The sequence below is a fragment of the Hyphomicrobium sp. NDB2Meth4 genome (genome assembly GCF_900117445.1).
Classification (GTDB): Bacteria; Pseudomonadota; Alphaproteobacteria; order Rhizobiales; family Hyphomicrobiaceae; genus Hyphomicrobium_A.
In genome coordinates this window covers 339,321-357,500 of the sequence record NZ_FPEJ01000001.1, presented here as the reverse complement: position 1 = coordinate 357,500, position 18,180 = coordinate 339,321, and the positions used below count along the sequence as shown (strand labels likewise).

13 protein-coding genes, 1 tRNA gene and 2 rRNA genes (1 of these 16 cut by a window edge) are annotated in these 18,180 nt (G+C 61.8%); 7 read left to right on the top strand and 9 right to left on the bottom strand.

Features of this window, described 5'->3' with window-relative positions; all coding sequences use genetic code 11:
- The 3 genes from NDB2M4_RS01695 to NDB2M4_RS01685 form a co-directional block, all read left to right on the top strand.
- Positions 1–2,072 (top strand): 23S ribosomal RNA (locus NDB2M4_RS01695) (it extends 739 nt beyond the left edge of the window).
- 208 nt (positions 2,073–2,280) lie between these two features.
- Positions 2,281–2,395 (top strand): 5S ribosomal RNA (rrf, locus tag NDB2M4_RS01690).
- 325 nt (positions 2,396–2,720) lie between these two features.
- Positions 2,721–3,269 (top strand): formaldehyde-activating enzyme, encoded by a 549-nt coding sequence (locus tag NDB2M4_RS01685; protein ID WP_072369251.1) that lies wholly within the window; start codon positions 2,721–2,723, stop codon positions 3,267–3,269.
- A 205-nt stretch (positions 3,270–3,474) separates the two neighbouring features.
- On the opposite strand, the gene NDB2M4_RS01680 is transcribed toward NDB2M4_RS01685, so the two are convergent.
- The 3 genes from NDB2M4_RS01680 to ubiB are packed head-to-tail and all read right to left on the bottom strand — an operon-like array spanning position 3,475 to position 6,633.
- A complete protein-coding gene (locus NDB2M4_RS01680) occupies positions 3,475–4,236 on the bottom strand; it encodes a glycosyltransferase family 2 protein (protein WP_072369248.1) in 762 nt (253 codons plus the stop codon).
- A gap of 13 nt (positions 4,237–4,249) precedes the next feature.
- Complete coding sequence (locus NDB2M4_RS01675) at positions 4,250–4,993, bottom strand: glycosyltransferase (RefSeq protein ID WP_072369246.1); 744 nt, start codon at positions 4,991–4,993, stop codon at positions 4,250–4,252.
- A 44-nt stretch (positions 4,994–5,037) separates the two neighbouring features.
- Positions 5,038–6,633, bottom strand: a complete 1,596-nt coding sequence (gene ubiB / locus NDB2M4_RS01670) for a 2-polyprenylphenol 6-hydroxylase (protein ID WP_072369244.1) — start codon at positions 6,631–6,633, stop codon at positions 5,038–5,040.
- Positions 6,634–6,919: 286 nt separating this feature from the next.
- Here ubiB and NDB2M4_RS01665 point away from each other — a divergent pair, with 286 nt between their 5' ends.
- Positions 6,920–7,585, top strand: coding sequence for a response regulator (locus NDB2M4_RS01665; protein WP_072369242.1), 666 nt, complete (start codon positions 6,920–6,922; stop codon positions 7,583–7,585).
- A 23-nt stretch (positions 7,586–7,608) separates the two neighbouring features.
- Here the strand turns inward: NDB2M4_RS01665 and NDB2M4_RS01660 are convergent, their stop codons facing one another.
- The 4 genes from NDB2M4_RS01660 to NDB2M4_RS01645 form a co-directional block, all read right to left on the bottom strand.
- Positions 7,609–8,994: an ATP-binding response regulator gene (locus tag NDB2M4_RS01660; RefSeq protein ID WP_072369240.1), complete on the bottom strand. Its 1,386-nt coding sequence runs from the start codon at positions 8,992–8,994 to the stop codon at positions 7,609–7,611.
- Between the two features lie 4 nt (positions 8,995–8,998).
- On the bottom strand, positions 8,999–10,168 hold the full coding sequence (locus NDB2M4_RS01655; protein ID WP_244536023.1) for an FIST N-terminal domain-containing protein: 1,170 nt from the start codon (positions 10,166–10,168) through the stop codon (positions 8,999–9,001).
- A gap of 116 nt (positions 10,169–10,284) precedes the next feature.
- Positions 10,285–11,064, bottom strand: coding sequence for a PilZ domain-containing protein (locus tag NDB2M4_RS01650; protein WP_139247050.1), 780 nt, complete (start codon positions 11,062–11,064; stop codon positions 10,285–10,287).
- A 226-nt stretch (positions 11,065–11,290) separates the two neighbouring features.
- On the bottom strand, positions 11,291–12,949 hold the full coding sequence (locus NDB2M4_RS01645) for a L,D-transpeptidase (protein ID WP_244536022.1): 1,659 nt from the start codon (positions 12,947–12,949) through the stop codon (positions 11,291–11,293).
- A gap of 284 nt (positions 12,950–13,233) precedes the next feature.
- Here NDB2M4_RS01645 and NDB2M4_RS01640 point away from each other — a divergent pair, with 284 nt between their 5' ends.
- Positions 13,234–14,490, top strand: a complete 1,257-nt coding sequence (locus NDB2M4_RS01640; protein ID WP_072371634.1) for a multidrug effflux MFS transporter — start codon at positions 13,234–13,236, stop codon at positions 14,488–14,490.
- A gap of 1 nt (position 14,491) precedes the next feature.
- Here NDB2M4_RS01640 and NDB2M4_RS01635 read toward each other — a convergent pair whose 3' ends face one another.
- Positions 14,492–15,775 carry a GGDEF domain-containing protein gene (locus NDB2M4_RS01635; protein WP_171988000.1) on the bottom strand — a complete coding sequence of 428 codons (1,284 nt, stop codon included), beginning with the start codon at positions 15,773–15,775 and terminating at the stop codon, positions 14,492–14,494.
- A 469-nt stretch (positions 15,776–16,244) separates the two neighbouring features.
- Between NDB2M4_RS01635 and NDB2M4_RS01630 the strand changes: the two genes are divergently transcribed.
- On the top strand, positions 16,245–17,201 hold the full coding sequence (locus NDB2M4_RS01630) for a hypothetical protein (protein WP_072369235.1): 957 nt from the start codon (positions 16,245–16,247) through the stop codon (positions 17,199–17,201).
- 149 nt (positions 17,202–17,350) lie between these two features.
- Here NDB2M4_RS01630 and NDB2M4_RS01625 read toward each other — a convergent pair.
- A tRNA-Met gene (locus tag NDB2M4_RS01625) sits at positions 17,351–17,427 on the bottom strand.
- A 224-nt stretch (positions 17,428–17,651) separates the two neighbouring features.
- On the opposite strand from NDB2M4_RS01625, the gene NDB2M4_RS01620 reads away from it, so the two are divergent.
- Positions 17,652–18,173 carry an MgtC/SapB family protein gene (locus NDB2M4_RS01620; protein WP_348533027.1) on the top strand — a complete coding sequence of 174 codons (522 nt, stop codon included), beginning with the start codon at positions 17,652–17,654 and terminating at the stop codon, positions 18,171–18,173.
- Positions 18,174–18,180 lie beyond the last annotated feature (7 nt).

The following is an 18,180-nucleotide window of genomic DNA, read 5'->3' as shown; positions in this document are numbered from 1 at the left end:
CAGGTTGAAAGCAGGGTAACACCTGCTGGAGGACCGAACCGGTGTCTGTTGAAAAAGCCTCGGATGAACTGTGGCAAGGGGTGAAAGGCCAATCAAGGCTGGAAATAGCTGGTTCTCCGCGAAATCTATTTAGGTAGAGCCTCGAGTGAATACCCCAGGGGGTAGAGCACTGGATGGGCTAGGGGCCCCCACAGGGTTACCAAACCTAACCAAACTCCGAATACCTGGGAGTACTACTCGGGAGACACACGGCGGGTGCTAACGTCCGTCGTGAAAAGGGAAAAAACCCTGACCTACAGCTAAGGTCCTAAAGTCACGGCTAAGTGTGAAAGGATGTGGGAATCCCAAAACAACCAGGAGGTTGGCTTAGAAGCAGCCATCCTTTAAAGAAAGCGTAACAGCTCACTGGTCTAATTAAGGGTTTCTGCGCCGAAAATGTATCGGGGCTAAAGCCGTGCACCGAAGCTTAGGATGCATCATTTCTTCGGATTTGATGCGTGGTAGCGGAGCGTTCCGTAAGCCTGTGAAGGGTGACCCGTGAGGGCGCCTGGAGGTATCGGAAGTGCGAATGCAGACATGAGTAACGAAAGGAGTGTGAGAAACACTCCCGCCGAATGTCCAAGGGTTCCTGCGTAAAGCTAATCTGCGCAGGGTTAGCCGGCCCCTAAGGCGAGGGCGAAAGCCGTAGTCGATGGGAACCACGTTAATATTCGTGGGCCAGTGGGTGTGTGACGGATGCTGTAAGTTGTTTGGGCTTATCGGATTGCCCGAGCAGCGAAGGTGTCCCTGGAAATAGCCCCCACATAGACCGTACCCTAAACCGACACAGGTGGACAGGTAGAGAATACCAAGGCGCTTGAGCGAAGTGTGCTGAAGGAACTCGGCAAATTGCCTGCGTAACTTCGGGATAAGCAGGCCATCCGTTTGGGCAACCAGACGGGTGGGGCACAGACCAGGGGGTGGCGACTGTTTAGCAAAAACACAGGGCTATGCTAAGTCCAACGACGACGTATATGGCCTGACGCCTGCCCGGTGCCGGAAGGTTAAGAGGAGAAGTGCAAGCTTTGAATCGAAGCCCCGGTAAACGGCGGCCGTAACTATAACGGTCCTAAGGTAGCGAAATTCCTTGTCGGGTAAGTTCCGACCTGCACGAATGGCGTAACGACTTCCCCACTGTCTCCAGCACATCCTCAGTGAAATTGAATTCCCCGTGAAGATGCGGGGTTCCTGCGGTTAGACGGAAAGACCCCGTGCACCTTTACTGTAACTTTGCACTGGCAATCGTGTTTGCATGTGTAGGATAGGTGGTAGGCTTTGAAGCAGGGGCGCCAGCTCTTGTGGAGCCGCAATGTGAAATACCACCCTTATGAACATGGTTGTCTAACTGCGGACCGTCATCCGGTCCCAGGACAGCGCATGGTGGGCAGTTTGACTGGGGCGGTCGCCTCCTAAATGGTAACGGAGGCGTGCGAAGGTGGGCTCAGGTTGGTCGGAAATCAACCGTCGAGTGCAATGGCATAAGCCCGCCTGACTGCGAGACTGACAAGTCGAGCAGAGTCGAAAGACGGCCATAGTGATCCGGTGGTTCTGTGTGGAAGGGCCATCGCTCAACGGATAAAAGGTACGCCGGGGATAACAGGCTGATGATTCCCAAGAGTCCATATCGACGGAATCGTTTGGCACCTCGATGTCGGCTCATCTCATCCTGGGGCTGGAGCAGGTCCCAAGGGTATGGCTGTTCGCCATTTAAAGAGGTACGTGAGCTGGGTTCAGAACGTCGCGAGACAGTTCGGTCCCTATCTGCCGTAGGTGTCGGAGAATTGAGAGGATCTGTCCCTAGTACGAGAGGACCGGGATGGACGTACCTCTGGTGGACCTGTTGTCGCGCCAGCGGCACAGCAGGGTAGCTATGTACGGACGGGATAACCGCTGAAGGCATCTAAGCGGGAAACCCACCTCGAAACTAGTTCTCCCTCGAGAGTCGTGGAAGACCACCACGTTGATAGGCCGGGTGTGGAAGTGCAGCAATGCATGCAGCTTACCGGTACTAATAACTCGATCGGCTTGATTGCTCTCATTAAGCAATGCTCATCGAATGCCTCGCATCGCTTGGCGCGTTCATTCGCGCCGCGGTGATGGGTGGCAGCACTTGTGTCGGCGAACTACTCGCGAGAGTGGATCGTCTGCGCCGCAAGGCGCGACAGACACTGCGTGTGCTGCCTCGATGGGCGTAGGAACACAGACAAGACCAGAACAGAAGTCATCTCACTTTTCCGCCGACCTGGTGATTATGGCGGAGTGGCTGCACCCGATCCCATCCCGAACTCGGCCGTGAAACGCTCCAGCGCCAATGGTACTGCGTCTTAAGACGTGGGAGAGTAGGTCGTCGCCAGGTCTGCAGAGAAGTGAGACGCTTCAAACGAAGTCATTCAGATCCCCTCTTTCGATATCGAATTTAAACGCCGCCCGTGGCTTTGCCCGGGCGGCGTTTTTCGTTTGCGCGCTGTGACGCTTGGGATCGTTGTTGTGGTGTGTTTGGCGGTGGGTTTCCGGGCGCGCAATCACCGCCGATCATCCAGATCATTTTGCTTGCGGAGTTGCTCGTATCGGTGCGGCGATCGGCGGCGAAAAAATTGTGCTCGCCGCGTTGATGTCGCGCTGCTCCTCGGTCAAAGTCGCCGCTTCTTGCAGTGAACGACTTTGAGCGGGAGGAAAGAAGAATGGGCGAACGCATCGTGATGAGAGTGGGCGAGAGCCTGGTTGCCGGCGGTCCTCCTGGTACTGCGGCAGAACCGGAAGTTGCTATCGGCGAGATGGACGGTCCGTTCGGGACAGCGTTTGCGAACCTGCTCGGCAATCAGGTGGTAGGGCACTCGCGCGTGCTCGCACTTCTCAACACGGACGTGATGGTGCGGCCGCCGACGCTTTGCGTGAGCAAAGTGAGCGTGGCGAATGAGCGCTACACGAATATCCTGATGGGAACGGTGCAATACGCGACGGCGATGGGCGTGCTGGACAGCGTGCGCTCGGGGGACATTCCGCGGGACAAGTGCGATGAACTGGGGATCATCATCTCCGTCTGGCTCAATCCTGGCATCGTTGATGTGAAGGATCTCGATCACAAGATCCTGTTCGACATTCATCGCAAGGCGACGTCGCAGGCGATTCACAAGGCGATGACCAATCAGCCGTCGATCGACTGGCTGCTCGAGAACCAGGACAAGGTTATCCACAAGTACTTCGAGAAGGGAATTAAGGGGGAGATTTAGGCGACACAAGCTGAGCCAGGCTTGTCATGCGGCGGCCGTCGCACTCGCTGAAGTCCGCGCCATGAGGCGCGGCGCCCCTTGGGCGCTGAGCATGGCAAGCTAGGCTTGCCATGCTGAGTGAAGCGGGCACTTCTAGATTGGCTGAAGATGGATTTGAGCGCTCGGACTGAAAAGTCCGGGCGCTTTTTCGTTTTGGCCGTGATTGTCAGCCGCGCGACGCGGCGGACTGGGCGCGCGCGATTTTCAACAGGCGGCGCGTGCGAGCGCGGGCAATCTCGTGCGTGATCCTGATACCGGTGAGGCCGCCCGTGATGTTCCGACGCAGGACGTAGTAGCGGAAGAAAAGCACCGGGTACTCGATCGGAAGCCGCGCGAGCACGGAGGCGCGCGATTTTTTCAGCTCCTTGGCCTGCAGGTCGGTGTAGCTCTCGAGCTTGCGGCGCACGTGTTCGATGCTGCGCCAGGAAAAATGAAACGCGACACCTTGAAGCTGGCCGACGGGAAAATCCTTCGTGTCCACGGTGTCGTGCACGCGGCTTTCGCGGAAGCGCACGCGGCGGCGGTCATAGAGGCGAACGTAGTTGTGGTAGTCGGCCCAGAGGCGCGGGCGCTGCTTGCCCGGATAGACGGTGACTTGCTTGAAGCGATAGGCGGGTAGCAGTCCGGCGGGCGCCTGCATGAGCGCTGAGATTTCGCGCGCGAGCTCGGGCGTTACCAATTCGTCGGCGTCGAGATTCAAGATCCAATCGTTCGACGCGCAGTCTTCGGCGAAGCGCTTCTGCGGCCCGTAGCCGTCCCACTTGTGGAAGACGACCTTGGCGCCGAGGGCTTCGCACTTGGCGACGGTGTCGTCCTTCGATCCGGAATCGACGACCACGACCTCGTCGACGATGTCCTTCACGGCGAGGATGCAGCTTTCAATCCGATCGCCTTCATCCTGGGCGATGATGCAGCAGCTCAGGCCCATGATGTGAATCCAATCACCGCTGTCCTCCGGTGAGGCTCGGCAGGCGCTTGGCGATCGAGCGCTTCATGCGCTGCAGGAATGTTGTGGCACGCTTTGGCTGGAATGGATCGTGTGCGTGGCGGTCATCGCCGATGTGGTCGGCTATCCCGGGCACGACCATGGCAATGCGCATGCCGCGCTCTTTGAGGAAAAGGCTCAGGTTCTCTTCGGTGACGAACTTGGCGAATGGGCCGACCTCGCGCCACAGCGACATGCGGGCGATCGAGGGATTGAAGGAATAGGAGAACCATTTGGGATGGGCGTCGGTGTCCCAGACGAGATAGTCGATGCCGTCGTGGGTTTCCTTGCGCGCGCCTTTGGAGAAGCGCGGATCGTAGATGCGATGCGCGATGCAGACGACCGAGATATCGGGGCGCGCTTCGAGGAATTGCGTGACGCGTTCCAGATCAATGCCGCGCGTGAAGCCCCAGTCGTCTTCGAGGTGAAGCACGTAAGGTGTGTCGAGGGTTGCGTAATGGGCATCGATCGAACGCATCTGGCCGAGCTTGGGCAGATTGAGGCGCAGCTCGACGCCGGGGTGCGCGCGCGTGAAGGCGTCGGCCGCGGCCTTTTTTTCGGAATCTTCGGCGACGATGATCTTGCCGACGTCGAAATAGCGCTGAAGCGAGGTGATGGTCTCGCCGAGCAGGTCGAAGCGACCGCAGCTCGTCAGCACCGTGGAGAATTTCGCGGGGTCGACTTTGAACTTTGACGTCATCGGTGAGCTTCCGGATAGGGCCAAGTCGACGCGACGCTAGCTTGCTAGCCCGCGAATTGGGCCAGCGCAAGGATGGCGAGAGACACCGCGCCGACCCAGATCGCCGCCTGCGTCCATCGGGCCTGGCGCGCGCGTTCCTGGGCGAGGCGGCGGATGGTTTCATCGTCGAGGCGCAGGCCGTCGCGGACCATATCGTTAAGGGCTACGGCGCTCTGCTGGGCCTGGGTCAGTAGCGCCGGCAGGTCGGCAAGGATCTTGCCGATGGTGGATGCGCCTTCCCCGGCTTCGCGCAGGCGGCCGATAGGTCCGAGGTTGTCCTCGATCCAGGTTTTGGCGACCGGCTCGGCGGCGATCCACATGTTGAGCTCGGGGTCGAGGCCGCGGGCGACGCCTTCGACAACAACCATGGTCTTTTGCAGCAGGATCAGCTCTGGGCGGGTCTGCATGTCGAAGACTTCGGTGTAGGCGAAAAGCTGGCCGAGCAGGTCGGCCATGGAGATCTCTTCTGCGGTGCGGCCGTGGATCGGCTCGCCGATAGCGCGCAGTGCCTGGGCGAAGACTTCGACGGGATGGTGCGGGGGCACGTAGCCAGCCCAGAAGTGCACCTCGGCGGCGCGGCGGTAATCGCGCGTGATCAGGCCGTGGAGAATCTCAGCGAGGAAACGGCGCTCCTTGTGTCCGAGGCGGCCCATGATGCCGAAGTCGACGGCAACGAGGCGTCCGCCCTGATCGGCGAACAGATTGCCCTGATGCATGTCGGCGTGAAAGAAGCCGTCGCGCATGGCGTGCTTCAGGAACGAGCGCATGACGGTGAGGCCGAGCGCTTTGCGGTCGATGCCGGATGCGGCGATGGCGCTGGCGTCGGAAAGCTTGATGCCGTCGATCCATTCGACGGTGAGAACGCGGCGCGCGGTGCGCTTCCAATCGACTTGCGGGACGCGGAAATCTTCATCGGCCGCGGCGTTCTCGGCCATCTCCGACATCGCTGCTGCCTCGAGGCGGAGGTCCATCTCCAGCTCGGTGGAGCGCTTCAGCGTGTCGACGATAGCGGAAGGTTTCAGCCGCCGGGACGGTGCGTGCCAGCGCTCGATCAGGTGGGCGGCAAAATAGAAGCCGTCGAGGTCGCGGCGGAATTGCTTCTCGACGTTGGGACGCAGGATCTTCACCGCCACTTCGCGGCGTGATCCGTCGGCGTCGATCACGACGGCCTTGTGCACCTGGGCGATGGAGGCGGCGGCGACGGGCGGCCCGAATTCGGCGAAATGGTCTTCGAGGCGGCCGCCGAGCGATTCCTCGACGGCGCGGCGGGCCTCGGCCATGGGGAAGGGCGGCAGGCTGTCCTGCAGCATCGACAACTCGCCGGCAAGCTCAGGGCCTATGACGTCGGCGCGCGTGGCGAGGAACTGTCCGAGCTTGATGTAGCTCGGGCCTAGGCTGGTGATGGCGTTGGCGAGGCGCTGCTGGCGTGGCTCGCCGGCGTGGAAAGGGGCTGAGATCCAGCGGATCGGCGCGGTCAGTGCCCGTGCAATGCGCAGGGGCGGGGGCACGGGCATGCCGGCGGGGACAAAGCGGACGCCATGCTGCGCCAGCACGAGCCCGGCCTTCGCCAGCCGCAGGGAGTTGGTTATCGCTCCGGCCATCGGCGCGGTTCTAGTCCTTCGCTTCGAGTTCGCCGATCGGCTGGTGGCACATTGCGCCGAAGCCGGGGTGGGTCAAGGCATCATATGCCTCAACCCTTTCGAGGCCGTGGCGGGCTGGGGCTCCGGGTGGAGCTGCAACTCATGCCGCAGCGCAGCGTAAGCAGCGCCTTGGCAAATAGTTATAGAGCCAGGATTTTTAGTCTGTTTCAGCGAGCCAGTTGGCTATCATGGGGGTGCGGTGACGCGCCGCGCCTTGGATCTATGCCACTTCTCAACGGAGCCTTCCTTGCCCATCGGCATCCTGATCGTCGATGACCATCCTCTCTTCGTGGAAGCCTTGGAGCAGGTCATCCAGGGCACGTTCGCCGACGCGAACGTGACCAAGGCAACTTCAATCGAGACGGCGCGGGCCGCGCTCGATGAAAAGATGCCGTTCGATCTGGTGCTGCTCGACCTTTCCATGCCGGGTACGCGCGGGCTGGAAGGCGTGATCGAATTGCGGACGCGCTACCCGAAGCTGCCGATTGTCGTGATTTCGGCCTTGGAAGACTCGCGCATCATTCATGAAGTGATGCAATGCGGGGTCGCGGGGTTCATCTCAAAGTCGTCGCGTGTCGGCGATCTTGGACGTTCGCTGCAGGATGTCATGGACGGCATGGTCGTGGTGCCGAAGGACTACGAGCCGCCGTACGAGGGCGCGGCTTCCGACACGTCGGAACTTGCAGCGCGCATCTCGACACTGACGCCGCAGCAGGTTCGCGTTCTGCACATGTTGCGGCAGGGTTTGCTGAACAAGCAGATCGCCTATGACCTCGGCGTCGGCGAGACGACCGTGAAAGCTCACGTGTCGGAGATCTTGCGCAAGCTGAAGGTGGCGTCGCGCACGCAGGCCGTTATCGAAGCGGCGAAGATCGATTTTGACGCGATCTTGGCCGAGCGCGGCGGCGAATAGAGCGATCCGGCAATTTCACCCGGCTATCCAGCGGGCGCGCGCGATGATCGCGCGAGCATGTGTAGTATGAGTGCGCGCAGCTCGGCGGGCTTCACCGGTTTCAACAACAGCTCGCATCCGAGGGCGCGTGCGGCATCGGCGACGGGCGCCGTGCGGTCGGCAGTGATGACAATCGCGGGGATGGCGCTGCCAGCCCGGCTGCGCAGGGCGCGCACGACGTCGAGGCCGCTGGCGCCGTCGTCGAGGTGGTAATCGGCAAGAATGATATCGGGGCCGCTGGAGGCGGCGGCGCCAAGAATGCCTGCAAGCCCGCGCGCAGGAAGCACATCGCAACTCCAGCGTTCGAGCAGCGTCTGCATTGCTTCGAGCACGGCGGCGTCGTTGTCGATGACGGCGACCTTGGTGCCGGCGAGGCCGAGGGCGCTCGACACGAAAGCGGCGGGGGCCTTCGGTCCGCTGGCAACGAACGTCGGCGAGCGCGGAGCGGAAACAGAAAACCTGGTGCCATGGCCCGGCCGGGAGCAGAGGTCGAGCGGGTGGCCAAGGGCTTCGGCCATGCGCTGGACGATCGACAGGCCGAGGCCGAATCCGCCAATCGCCGGGCGATCTGCGGCCGCGCCGCGCTGGAACTCCTCGAAGATCTTGTCGCGGTCGGCTTCGCCGATGCCGGCGCCGGTGTCCCAAATCTCGATGCGCACGGTGTCGCCGCGGCGGCGCGCGAGCAAAAGCACGCCGCCTTTCTCCGTGTATTGCACCGCGTTGGCGAGCAGATTTTGCAGAATACGGCGCAGCATCAGCGGGTCGGAAACGACGCCGAGGCCGCTGCGGCGCCAGCGCAACGATAAGTTCTTTGCCTTTGCCTGCGGTTCGATATCGAGGGCCAGGGAGGCAAAGAGATCATCGAGCGCAACGGGACGCAGCGTCGGGGTGATGACGCCGGCTTCGAGCTTGGAGATGTCGAGGATCGACTTCAGCAGCTCCTCGATGGTGGTGAGGGCGTGCTCGATGCGCTCGGCGACGACGCGGTGGCGCCCGTCCTGACCGGCTTCCGCCAGCGCGCTGGCCGACAGGCGCGCGGCGTGTAGCGGTTGCAGAAGATCGTGGCCGACGGCGGTGAAGAAGCGTGTCTTGAAGCGATTGGCGCGTTCGGATGCGTCGCGCGCTGCGAGCAGCTCGTCGTTTGTGCGCTCAAGACGTGCAAGCGCGTTGGTGAGTTCTTCAGTGCGCAGGCGCACCTGACCTTCCAGTGTGATGGCGGTCTGAAACAACGAATAGGCGTTGGCCTGCTGGTCCATAGAGCGCTCGACGCGCTGCACGAGCGCGGCGTTGATCTTTTCGAGCTTCTCGATGCGCCGCTGCAGATCCGTGGGCGTTTTGGGGGGCGCGTGATGGTCGAAGAGACGGTCCAAGCCTTTATCCCTCTACGCGCCGTCCGAAGGCGATGCCGGTGAGCGTCTGGTTGAGGTGCATGGCATTGTATTGCTCGCCGTAGGTGTGAAAGCCAGCGACCGCATACTTCTTGTAGAGCTCGTCCATCTGGTGGCGGATCTGCCGCGACTCCGCGTCGAGGCGACGCAGGACGCAGTCGAAGCCGACGACGATGTCGATGCCGCCGAGCGCAGCGTCGACATCGCTCAACGTCGTCTCGGTGGCATTCAAAATATCGCGCGGACGGGCGACCGTGAAAACAAGACCTTCGTCGATGGCGCAGAAGAACGACAGGCTGCCATCTGGGTTCATGTTGCGGATCGAGCGGCAGTAATAATCGCCGCCGACCTTAACTACGAGCGGGTAGGATGCGAAGCTGAAGGGGCCAAGCTCATCAGGTCGCAGACCGATTGCAGCGGCATATTCGCGCGCGGCGGGCTCGGCGTTGAGTTCGTGGACGATGCGGTTCTCTGTGTCTGCAGCGGTAACCACGAGCTTGATGCCGGTCGGCTCGAAGTTCTGCGTCTTGAAGACGCGAAACGGATAATCACTCTCGATCATCATGAGAATGGCCGCGCGCCGTGCGACGTGGCCATTGTGAATCATGGTGGTGTGATCGAAGCAGATGCCATCCCCGGCGGAGCCGCCGACCAGGTCGACGTCCTCGATTTCCCAATGGATGGCGGCGACGATGTTTTCCTCGGCGTTCGACAGCCCATCGACGAGGAGCAGCGCGAATACGTTCTTGCGGTCGAGGCGCGTGTCGGGCGGGCAGATCTTTGCCTTCAGGCGGCGCGCGGCGTGAGTGGCGCGCTCGACGCCAAACTGGTCGATGTCGGTGATCAGCTCGGTGTGAACTTTGAAGCCGTGCCGCGGAAAGGCAATGAGAAGCAGACCGCCCTGCATCATGCCGCCTGGGCCGATCTCGCCTGCGGTCGTGCAGCCGGAAGTGGGGATGCCGGGAAATGCCTCGGCGAGCGTGCGCGCCAGAAGGGCGGCGTCATAGTCGATGCCGAAGAAGGCGATGATGTGCTGGAAGTCGCCGCTGCCGAGCGCTGCTTTCGCTTCCCGCACTGCCGCGGCGGGGGACGAGAGGGCGCTTGAAGCAACGCGTATCCCGCAGCTCCCCGAGGTGGATTTGGCACTCGCCTGCACGATTTCCTCCAGGCGCCTTCTGTGTGCGGGCGCCGATGCCCGCGAGGGTGCCATAGCGCGGAAGCTGCGGCAATTCCGCTGCCTTTAGGGAACTGGTCGGGGGGGCGCGGCTGCGGTCAGCCGGTCAGGAGCGGGTCGTTTGGAAGTAGCGGGCGGGTGAAACGCACGCCGGCCGACGAGCCGCTGCACCAGGCGACCACTCCAGTGAAGCGCCGCCCGCTCGGAAGCTCGATCTGAACAACCGTTTTGGGAACAAGATGGGGGACGCGCTCGAGGCCGAAGCCTCCAGGGGAGACGTCGCGGACGAAGGCCTTGTGCGTCACCCGGTTATAGGTGAGCTGGCAAGGCTGGCAGACCGTGCGGCGCGCCGACTGGCGACGCTGAGGCAGATCGGGAAGCGTGATGTTACCGGCGGCGTCAAGGCAGGGGGATCCCCCCATGATGGCGTCCTGCAGCACGTTGTTGAGCAGCTTGGAATTGCTCGTGTACTGCGTAGGGAGCTGGCGAAGATCGGCGTGCAGCTGGCGGACGGCGAGCAGGGCGTCCTGGCAGGCGCGGCGCCACACGGTCGACAGCGTCAGCAGATGGAGCGCTGCAGACCGGTCCTCGCCAATCTGGCTGGCATCGGAGAAGTATTCGTCGAGCGCGATTCGCGCCGGCGTCAGGTCGTCGAAGAGCTGAGTGACGAGGCGGACAGTGTCCTCGTCGAGATCGGTCTCGAGCATGCCGTTGCGCAGGACCGATATGATGGCCGGCTCGCCGGGCACGTAGGGCCTAATCATGCCCTCGCCGCGGACCATGGAGTCGCGCTTGAAAGCATTGATGGCACTGGCGACGGCTGCAGTGAGGAGGGCAGCCGAATGCACCTCGCAAACGAGCGCTTCCAGCATGGGCATGCTGGAGTCAGGGTACTGGGGCTCGCCGGGATGCTCACTGAAGAGCGAACTTTGGCTGGCGAACCCCGAGCGGCTCAGTTTGCTAAATGGCGGCACATCCGGCCCTCGGCGCAATTAAAATGGCGGCGAAGAGTAGGCGGGCAACGGCTAACGCACGGTTATTCTCTCAGCGTGCAAATAACAGCGTTGAGAAACTATAAAAACCTCCCGTCAAATCCCCGGCTGTTCAGCGTGTAAGGACGATGAAGTCGGTGGCGTTCTCGCTCATCTCGGGGCTGCGCGGCTCGTCGGTGACGACGAGCGATCCGCCGGTCCAGAGGAGTTCGGAAATGCGCTGGCGCGCGTCGTCGGGAAGCTCGATGCGATCGAGGGCGCCGGCGGGGGTCTCGGGCGGCTCAACGGCAACTGGCGATGCTTCGGCCGACTTCGACTTCTTGCGGTCACGTGAAGATGCCGTGGAAGCCTTGGCCGTTGGCATCGTTATCACCGTCCAGCGCATTTTGGCGCCGTCGGCGGATGGCTCGACGGCTGAGTAGATGTGCGTTCCAATGGGGCGCTCGGGATCGCGAATGGTGATGGGCGCTTCCCAAACCGGCTTCCATGCCTGGCGGATGAAAATGCGCCCTTCCTTCCGGCTGATGAGAACCGAGACCTGCTCGCTGCGGCGCTCAGCCTCGTCGATGAGGTCGCCGACTTCCTCGGCGCGTGCGGCTGCCGACTTGTAGGCTTCCACGGCAGCGAAGGCTGCTGCCGACTTTTCGGCCTTGGCTGTGCGCGCCTGTTCGAGAGCGGCTTTGGCCTGTGCAACTTCAGCCTGTGCTGCGACTTCCTCCGGCGATGGAGTTGCGCCGGTGTCTGTCGGGGCTTGCGAGGCAGGCTGCACTTTTGCGGAAGGGGTGGCGGCCGGCTGAGCAGCCTTTGCTTCAGCCGCCTTGAGATTAGCTTCGGCCTTGTCCAGATCGGTCGCGGCCTGGCGTGCTTCGGCGCCGGCCGATTGCGCGGACTGAAGGGCGGCTTTCTCCGCCGCGCTGGCCGCTGCCTTTTCCGCAAGAGCGCGCTTCTTCAGTACGCTGGCGTAGGCGATGGGATTGAGCAGCTTAGTCTCCGGAGCGGCCGTCTTGTCCGGGCTTGCCTCTGCGCTTGCGAGTTCAACAGAAGGCTGCTGCGCGGTTTGGGTTGCTGTCTCCTGAGGCACCCGCACTTCCTGCATCTTTGGCGTCGGCAGCAGCGGGTGCGAGAATTCGACAGGCTGCACATCCGAGGGGCTGACGACGACACGCGCGCCCATGCGGGTCATGCCGAAGAGCTGCGGTGCGAAACCGGCCGGAAGGCGAATGCAGCCGTGAGAAGCAGGATAGCCCGGTACGACGCCGGCGTGCAGAGCAACGCCCGACCAGGTGATGCGCTGCATATAGGGCATCGGTGCGCCGGAATAGATGTTGGAGCGGTGCCAGCGCGATTTGCCGATGATGCTGAAGACGCCGGTCGGGGTGCGATGGCCGGCTTGGCCGGTGGAAACGCGCGTGCGCGTTACGAAGCCATTGGCGTCGTAGATCGACGCGTGCTGGTCGCCAAGAGAGACGATGATGGAAACGGGCTGCGTTGGGCCGCTCTTTTCTGCCTTCTTCGCTTCGCCGGCCTTGCCCGGTTCGGCTGCCTGCGTGGCGGCCGGATCAACCTGGCGCTTCCTTTTTGCGGTGCGGCGCGGCTTTGGAGCCTGATAGCTGAAGAAATTTCCGAAGCCTTGCTGCGCAGCCGCGGGGGGCGCGCTCAACAGGGCGTCAGTGAAGAGGACCGCCGAGAGCGCGGTGGCGACGGTGAGTGCCGACCGAACTAAGCGGGGGGATGGCAGAATGGAGATGGCTCCGGAAATGGTGTTTCGCACGGCCAATGGGCTCCGAATCTATCTGTAATTGCAATGTAAAATCTATAGCGCAGGGGTAAAGTACGTGCGCGTCCGATTTGGCCCCCACGAAAGCATATCTGCCGACGTGTTGCTTCCCGGTTGCTCGCATTGTGCGTGCATCGGCGGGGATTTGGGCACTTGGCCGCGCGTCGGGCCATTGCCAAATGGCTGTGGTGTCACGATTTCGTCGGAGTGAGCGCCTAGTGCGCCCGACATCTCTCAGGGCTGACCCCGATCAGCCGTCAAACCAGAAGAGTGTGAAGATGAACGCACCTCAGCGTGACCGGCATTTTGCGACCAACGCCAGTGCTGTGTCCCCCGATGGGGGGATGTCGCGCGGGGAGTTCATTCTGCTCACGGCGACGATGATGGCGCTCACGGCGCTCTCCGTCGATGTCATGCTGCCAGCGTTGCCCGAGATCGGTGAGGCGCTGGGGCTGACCAATGCCAACGATCGGCAGATCGTCATCATCAGCTACATGCTCGGCTTCTCGATTGGACAGCTCGCGTACGGACGGTTGTCAGACCGCTATGGCCGCAAACCGGTGCTGATGGCGGGCATGGCTATCTTCATTGCCGGGTCCCTCGTTGCGGCTTTCACGTCGGTGTTTTCGACGATGCTCATCGCGCGCACGGTGCAGGGGCTCGGGGCTGCCGCGCCACGCGTGATCGCCATTGCGCTGGTGCGAGACCGGTATGTCGGACGCGACATGGCGCGAGTGATGTCGTTTGCGATGGCCGTGTTCATCATCATTCCAGTGCTGGCTCCGTCGATCGGGCAGGGGCTGATGCAGATGGGCACGTGGCGACTGGTGTTCGACTTCCTGTTCGTCGCCGGCGTTGCAATTGCGATCTGGTCTTATTTTCGTTTGCCGGAGACGGTGCGCTCGGAGAACACCGCGCCGCTGTCACTGGGCGCGGCGGCGCGCTCGGCGCTCGAGACGCCGCAAACCATCGGCTATGCGATTGCGGGCGGATTGATGTTCGGATGCGTGCTCAGCTACGTGAGCAGCGCGCAACAGGTGTTCGTCGACGTGTTCAATCTGGGCGAGCTGTTTCCGATCGCGTTCGGGGCCACGGCGGTGATGATCGCGGTGGCTTCGGTCACGAACGCCATGCTGGTGGAGCGGCTGGGTATGCGGCGGCTGTCGCACACTGCGCTTGCAGCTTTCATCGTCATCGCAGCGGTGCTTGTCGCGGCGGTGATGGCGGGTGCGACGAGCTTCTGGCTGTTCATTGCTTTGATGATGCCGATGTTTCTGCTGTTCGGCTTCGTTGCGCCGAACTTCAATGCGCTGGCGATGGAGCCGCAGGGCGACAATGCGGGTATGGCTTCGTCGGTGGTTGGATTCGTGTCGACGGGCATCGCCGCGGTGGCAGGCGGTGTCATCGGGCACCTGTTCAATGGGACTGTGCTGCCGCTGGCGCTGGGCTTCCTGGTGCTAGGGCTTTCGGTATTCGCGGTCGTCGTTTGGGTAGAGGGCTTTGGTGGTCTGTTTCACTCCGGCCGGCAGCCGTGAGTCAGGCGGCCTGGGGCAGCGCTGCCTCACAGCGGTCGCGACCGTTGCGCTTGGCATCGTAAAGGGCGCGATCGGCCGCTTCGATCAGCCCGATGAGGGACGCTCCGGATTCGATAGTCGCAGTGGCGACGCCAACACTTATGGTGACGATCTCGGTTCCATCGTCGCGGTTGAGATGGGGGATGTCGAGGCTGCGAACCGAGGCGCAAATTCGCTCTGCCAGCACCTCGGCTTGGGCCGGCGTGACGCCGAGCAAGAAGACGATGAACTCCTCGCCGCCGTAACGCGCGACGATGTCGTTCCTGCCGCGGATGGCTGATGAGATCTGCTGCGCGACAGTGCGCAAGCAGGTGTCTCCAGCGACGTGGCCGTAGAAGTCGTTGAACTGCTTGAAGTGATCGACATCCACCATCATCAGGGCTGCCGAGACTCCGCTGTTTGAGGGATCGAGAAACAAATCGAGGCACCGCGTGTTGAACGAGCCGCGGTTCGTCAACCCGGTCAGCGCGTCAGTGTCGGACAATGTCTTGAGCTTCTCGCGGTCTGCGGCGATGACGGAGAGGCGCATCGTCTCGCGCGTATTCAATAGATAGCCGAGGCGCGCGCTGCGTTCGATCCAGCAATTGGCCACGATGCTGAAAGCACCGGCGATCCAGGTGAGGACGCCGATGGACCAGGCAACGGAATCGCCTGCCCCAAGCTTGAATACCGCAGCGGCCGTTACGAAGGTGCAGCTCAACAGCGTGAGGCCACACGCCTCGCTGAAGCGCAGTCCAAGTGTGGTGTTGCTGTAGACGATCACGAACATCGGCGTGATGATCGACAGGAGCGCCCAGGGACTGGATGAGAGGCACGGGATGATCGCTGATACGACAACCGCTGCGAACGACGTTGCTGCGGCGAGCAGCTCTCGCCCTGTCGGTTTCATGCTCGGGCCAACCGTCAGCGTCACGATGAGCAGCGGCGATGCCATTACGCGCAGCCAGAAGCCCTGCCAGCCGATGTCAGGCACGAAGGCGAAATCGGTGACAGTCGTGAGAAAGAAGAAGATGGTGCCGAGGATCGTGGTGAAGCGCAGATCGCGCGCACGTGCGCTGCCCGTGTCGGCGTTGAAGCGGTCCTCGAGCGCCTTGGGGAACCAAGGGACGACAGCTTTAGGATTTGCGTAGCTGAGCCGCGTATAGCGGGCGATCTCGCTGTCGATGAGCTGCCGCAGATTTTCCCCGGCGTTTTCGCAGTTGCACATCAGGAGATGGCACCAGATACGATCGTTTTTGTCTTTCATCTTTGTTTTTTCTTCTTGGTCCGCGCTGTGTTTTCGACTGCGCGTTGATGGTGGCCGCTCCTCCTGAAGATACTGGGCCAGGCGCGTGGTAACCGGCGAACTGATCTGTGCAGTGAACGAATGGTTACGCGTCAGGCATGCGAAATTGGCGCGTGGAGCCAGCATTTATTGGGTTTGTTGTGGCGCATCGGCGCGGTGGGCGGCGAGGCCGTGTCACTGGGTCGCGGATCGCCGATAAGCTGCGGCTGTGCGGGGTACGCTGAAGGCGCGGAACAGCAGTGCGACCAACCATGCGGCGGTCAGCTTGCAGCTTTTCGAGAGTGCTGTTCGCAGAGGGTTTCGTTGGTTGCGGGAGTTGACCCGCGCCCGCAGGAGTAGCTGAACTGAGGGCGCCACTAACCTTCGCACAAGCGACGCAACTAAGCTGAACTAGCCGACGGGTCGTGGCAGATGCAGGATTGGATTGATAATGGTTTTCGTGCTGTTTCTTCTCGCCGTCGGCGCCTACGTTGCTTTTCTGGTTTGGTGTTTCCTCCCAATTTTCCGACCGTTCGGGCGCCGGTGGGTTAGGTGGCTGCGTGTTGCCGCTGGGGTGATGCTGCTGGCAGGGAACCTCTCGACAGTATTCGCGCTGCCGCTGATATTGCCCATCCACTACATCAGCGAAGCGCTTGCTAACGAACTTCTAGCGGTAGTTCTTTTTACCAGAACAGCGCCGATCTATGCACGGAATGTAATAGACAGGCTTCATACCACCGCGCACGTGGTGGACATCCGTTATCCGATGGAGATTGCCGGTGTTCGCTACGCACCCGTCGTGCGCACCACATGTACGACGAGGAGAATGCTGGGGCTGGACAAGGGCAATCCCGTCTATTTTGCGAATTTTCCAACTTCTGTGGGCGGCGAGCTGGTGGCGAGGGCAGGGGCAGACGTCGTCGCATTCTTAGACCCGACATGTCCTGACCCGAAGACTGGCCAGATCGACTCGAAACGTCCGCGGCTGTGGAACGTATTCATTGTCCGCGGCGAGGGCGAAAAATCTCAGTTATTTCACGTCTTAGGTTCTGACGCCGGGACGGTTGTCGTCGACGATATCGTACTGCGACCATCAGAACTCGTTTCGATCAAGGCTGCGCCCGCTGCCGAAGTGATTCCAGTGGCTGCTCTTTGGCCCATGCGCACCAGTAGGCAGAACTACGTCCCGGAGATTTTCGAGCGGTACATGAGACTGCGCGCGGGGGTGAGTGGCTGCGTTGAGGACGTTCTGCAGCGGATCGTCGAACTTCCGGGACAGCCTGCCGAGAGGCGTAGTCGACCGAGGAAAGTGCCAAACGAAAGCCGCTCAAACGACGCCGCATATTGTCGTGATGCATTCGCTCGCTACATCCGCCAGTCGGAGATACCAAGGCTGCAACCGCAATAGGTTTGCTTTTTGGGATCCACTGGAGGCGACGCCGCCTCAGTGGTCCGTGCTCCGGCGCCCCTCGAAAACCTTCGATGTCCCACGGCCCTGGATCGTTGGCGATGGACAGCTGGCGCGCTTTTGGAGAGTGCTGCTGGCAGAGGGTTCGTTGGTTGCGGGAGTAGGATTTGAACCTACGACCTTCAGGTTATGAGCCTGACGAGCTACCGGGCTGCTCCATCCCGCGTCACCTAACGAAGCTTCCCACATTCAACGAGTGATCGTTGCTGGGAAGCACTTCGCCGCTCCCGGCAGAGGGGCGAAGAGAAAAGCCGCTCGTTGCTGAGCGGCTTCGAGGGGCGGCTTATAGCACAAAAAATCCGCCTGTGAAGCCCAACGTCGAGGGGCTCGGCAACCTTATGCCCAGGCGCGGCGTTTCGTGCGTGCCAGTGGGCTGCCTCGACACTCGAAATGGGCGCTTTTGAAGTGGTTTTCAAGCGAGCACGCATGTTCGATCCTCAAACGACGGACCTCTCAGAGATTGTGATTTTAGGGCGTTTGCTGTTGGCGGTGGCGTTGGGAGGCGTGATCGGATTCGAGCGCGAACAGCTCGATCGGCCCGCAGGGCTGCGCACGCACATGCTGACCGCGCTGGCTGCGGCCGTGTTCACCGTCATCACGATGGAACTCCACGCGGATGTCCTGCGGGAGGCGGGCGGGCCGAGTAGCGATCCGATCCGCATCATCGAGGCCGTGACCGCGGGCGTGGCCTTCCTGGCGGCGGGTGCGATTTTTCGGTCGCAGGGGGATGTGAAAGGTTTGACGACGGGCGCGGGGATGTGGCTCGCCGGGGCGATTGGCGTGGCCTGCGGTGTCGGCTACGGCATCCTCGCCGTGATGGCGACGGTGCTAGCCGCGCTCATTCTTGTCGCTGTGCGCTGGCTGGAAGCCTATGCCGGCACGAAGGGCGATGACGCGGATGGGGCGGGTTAGGCCCGGC

Bases quoted from the DNA above. Each gene is read 5' to 3' on its own strand.
- NDB2M4_RS01685 (WP_072369251.1), top strand. From the start codon at position 2,721: ATGGGCGAACGCATCGTGATGAGAGTGGGCGAGAGCCTGGTTGCCGGC.
- NDB2M4_RS01640 (WP_072371634.1), top strand. From the start codon at position 13,234: ATGAACGCACCTCAGCGTGACCGGCATTTTGCGACCAACGCCAGTGCT.
- ubiB (WP_072369244.1), bottom strand. From the start codon at position 6,633: ATGGCCGGAGCGATAACCAACTCCCTGCGGCTGGCGAAGGCCGGGCTC.
- NDB2M4_RS01650 (WP_139247050.1), bottom strand. From the start codon at position 11,064: ATGCCCATGCTGGAAGCGCTCGTTTGCGAGGTGCATTCGGCTGCCCTC.
- NDB2M4_RS01635 (WP_171988000.1), bottom strand. From the start codon at position 15,775: ATGAAAGACAAAAACGATCGTATCTGGTGCCATCTCCTGATGTGCAAC.
- NDB2M4_RS01630 (WP_072369235.1), top strand. From the start codon at position 16,245: ATGGTTTTCGTGCTGTTTCTTCTCGCCGTCGGCGCCTACGTTGCTTTT.
- NDB2M4_RS01675 (WP_072369246.1), bottom strand. From the start codon at position 4,993: ATGACGTCAAAGTTCAAAGTCGACCCCGCGAAATTCTCCACGGTGCTG.
- NDB2M4_RS01620 (WP_348533027.1), top strand. From the start codon at position 17,652: ATGGGCGCTTTTGAAGTGGTTTTCAAGCGAGCACGCATGTTCGATCCT.
- NDB2M4_RS01680 (WP_072369248.1), bottom strand. From the start codon at position 4,236: ATGGGCCTGAGCTGCTGCATCATCGCCCAGGATGAAGGCGATCGGATT.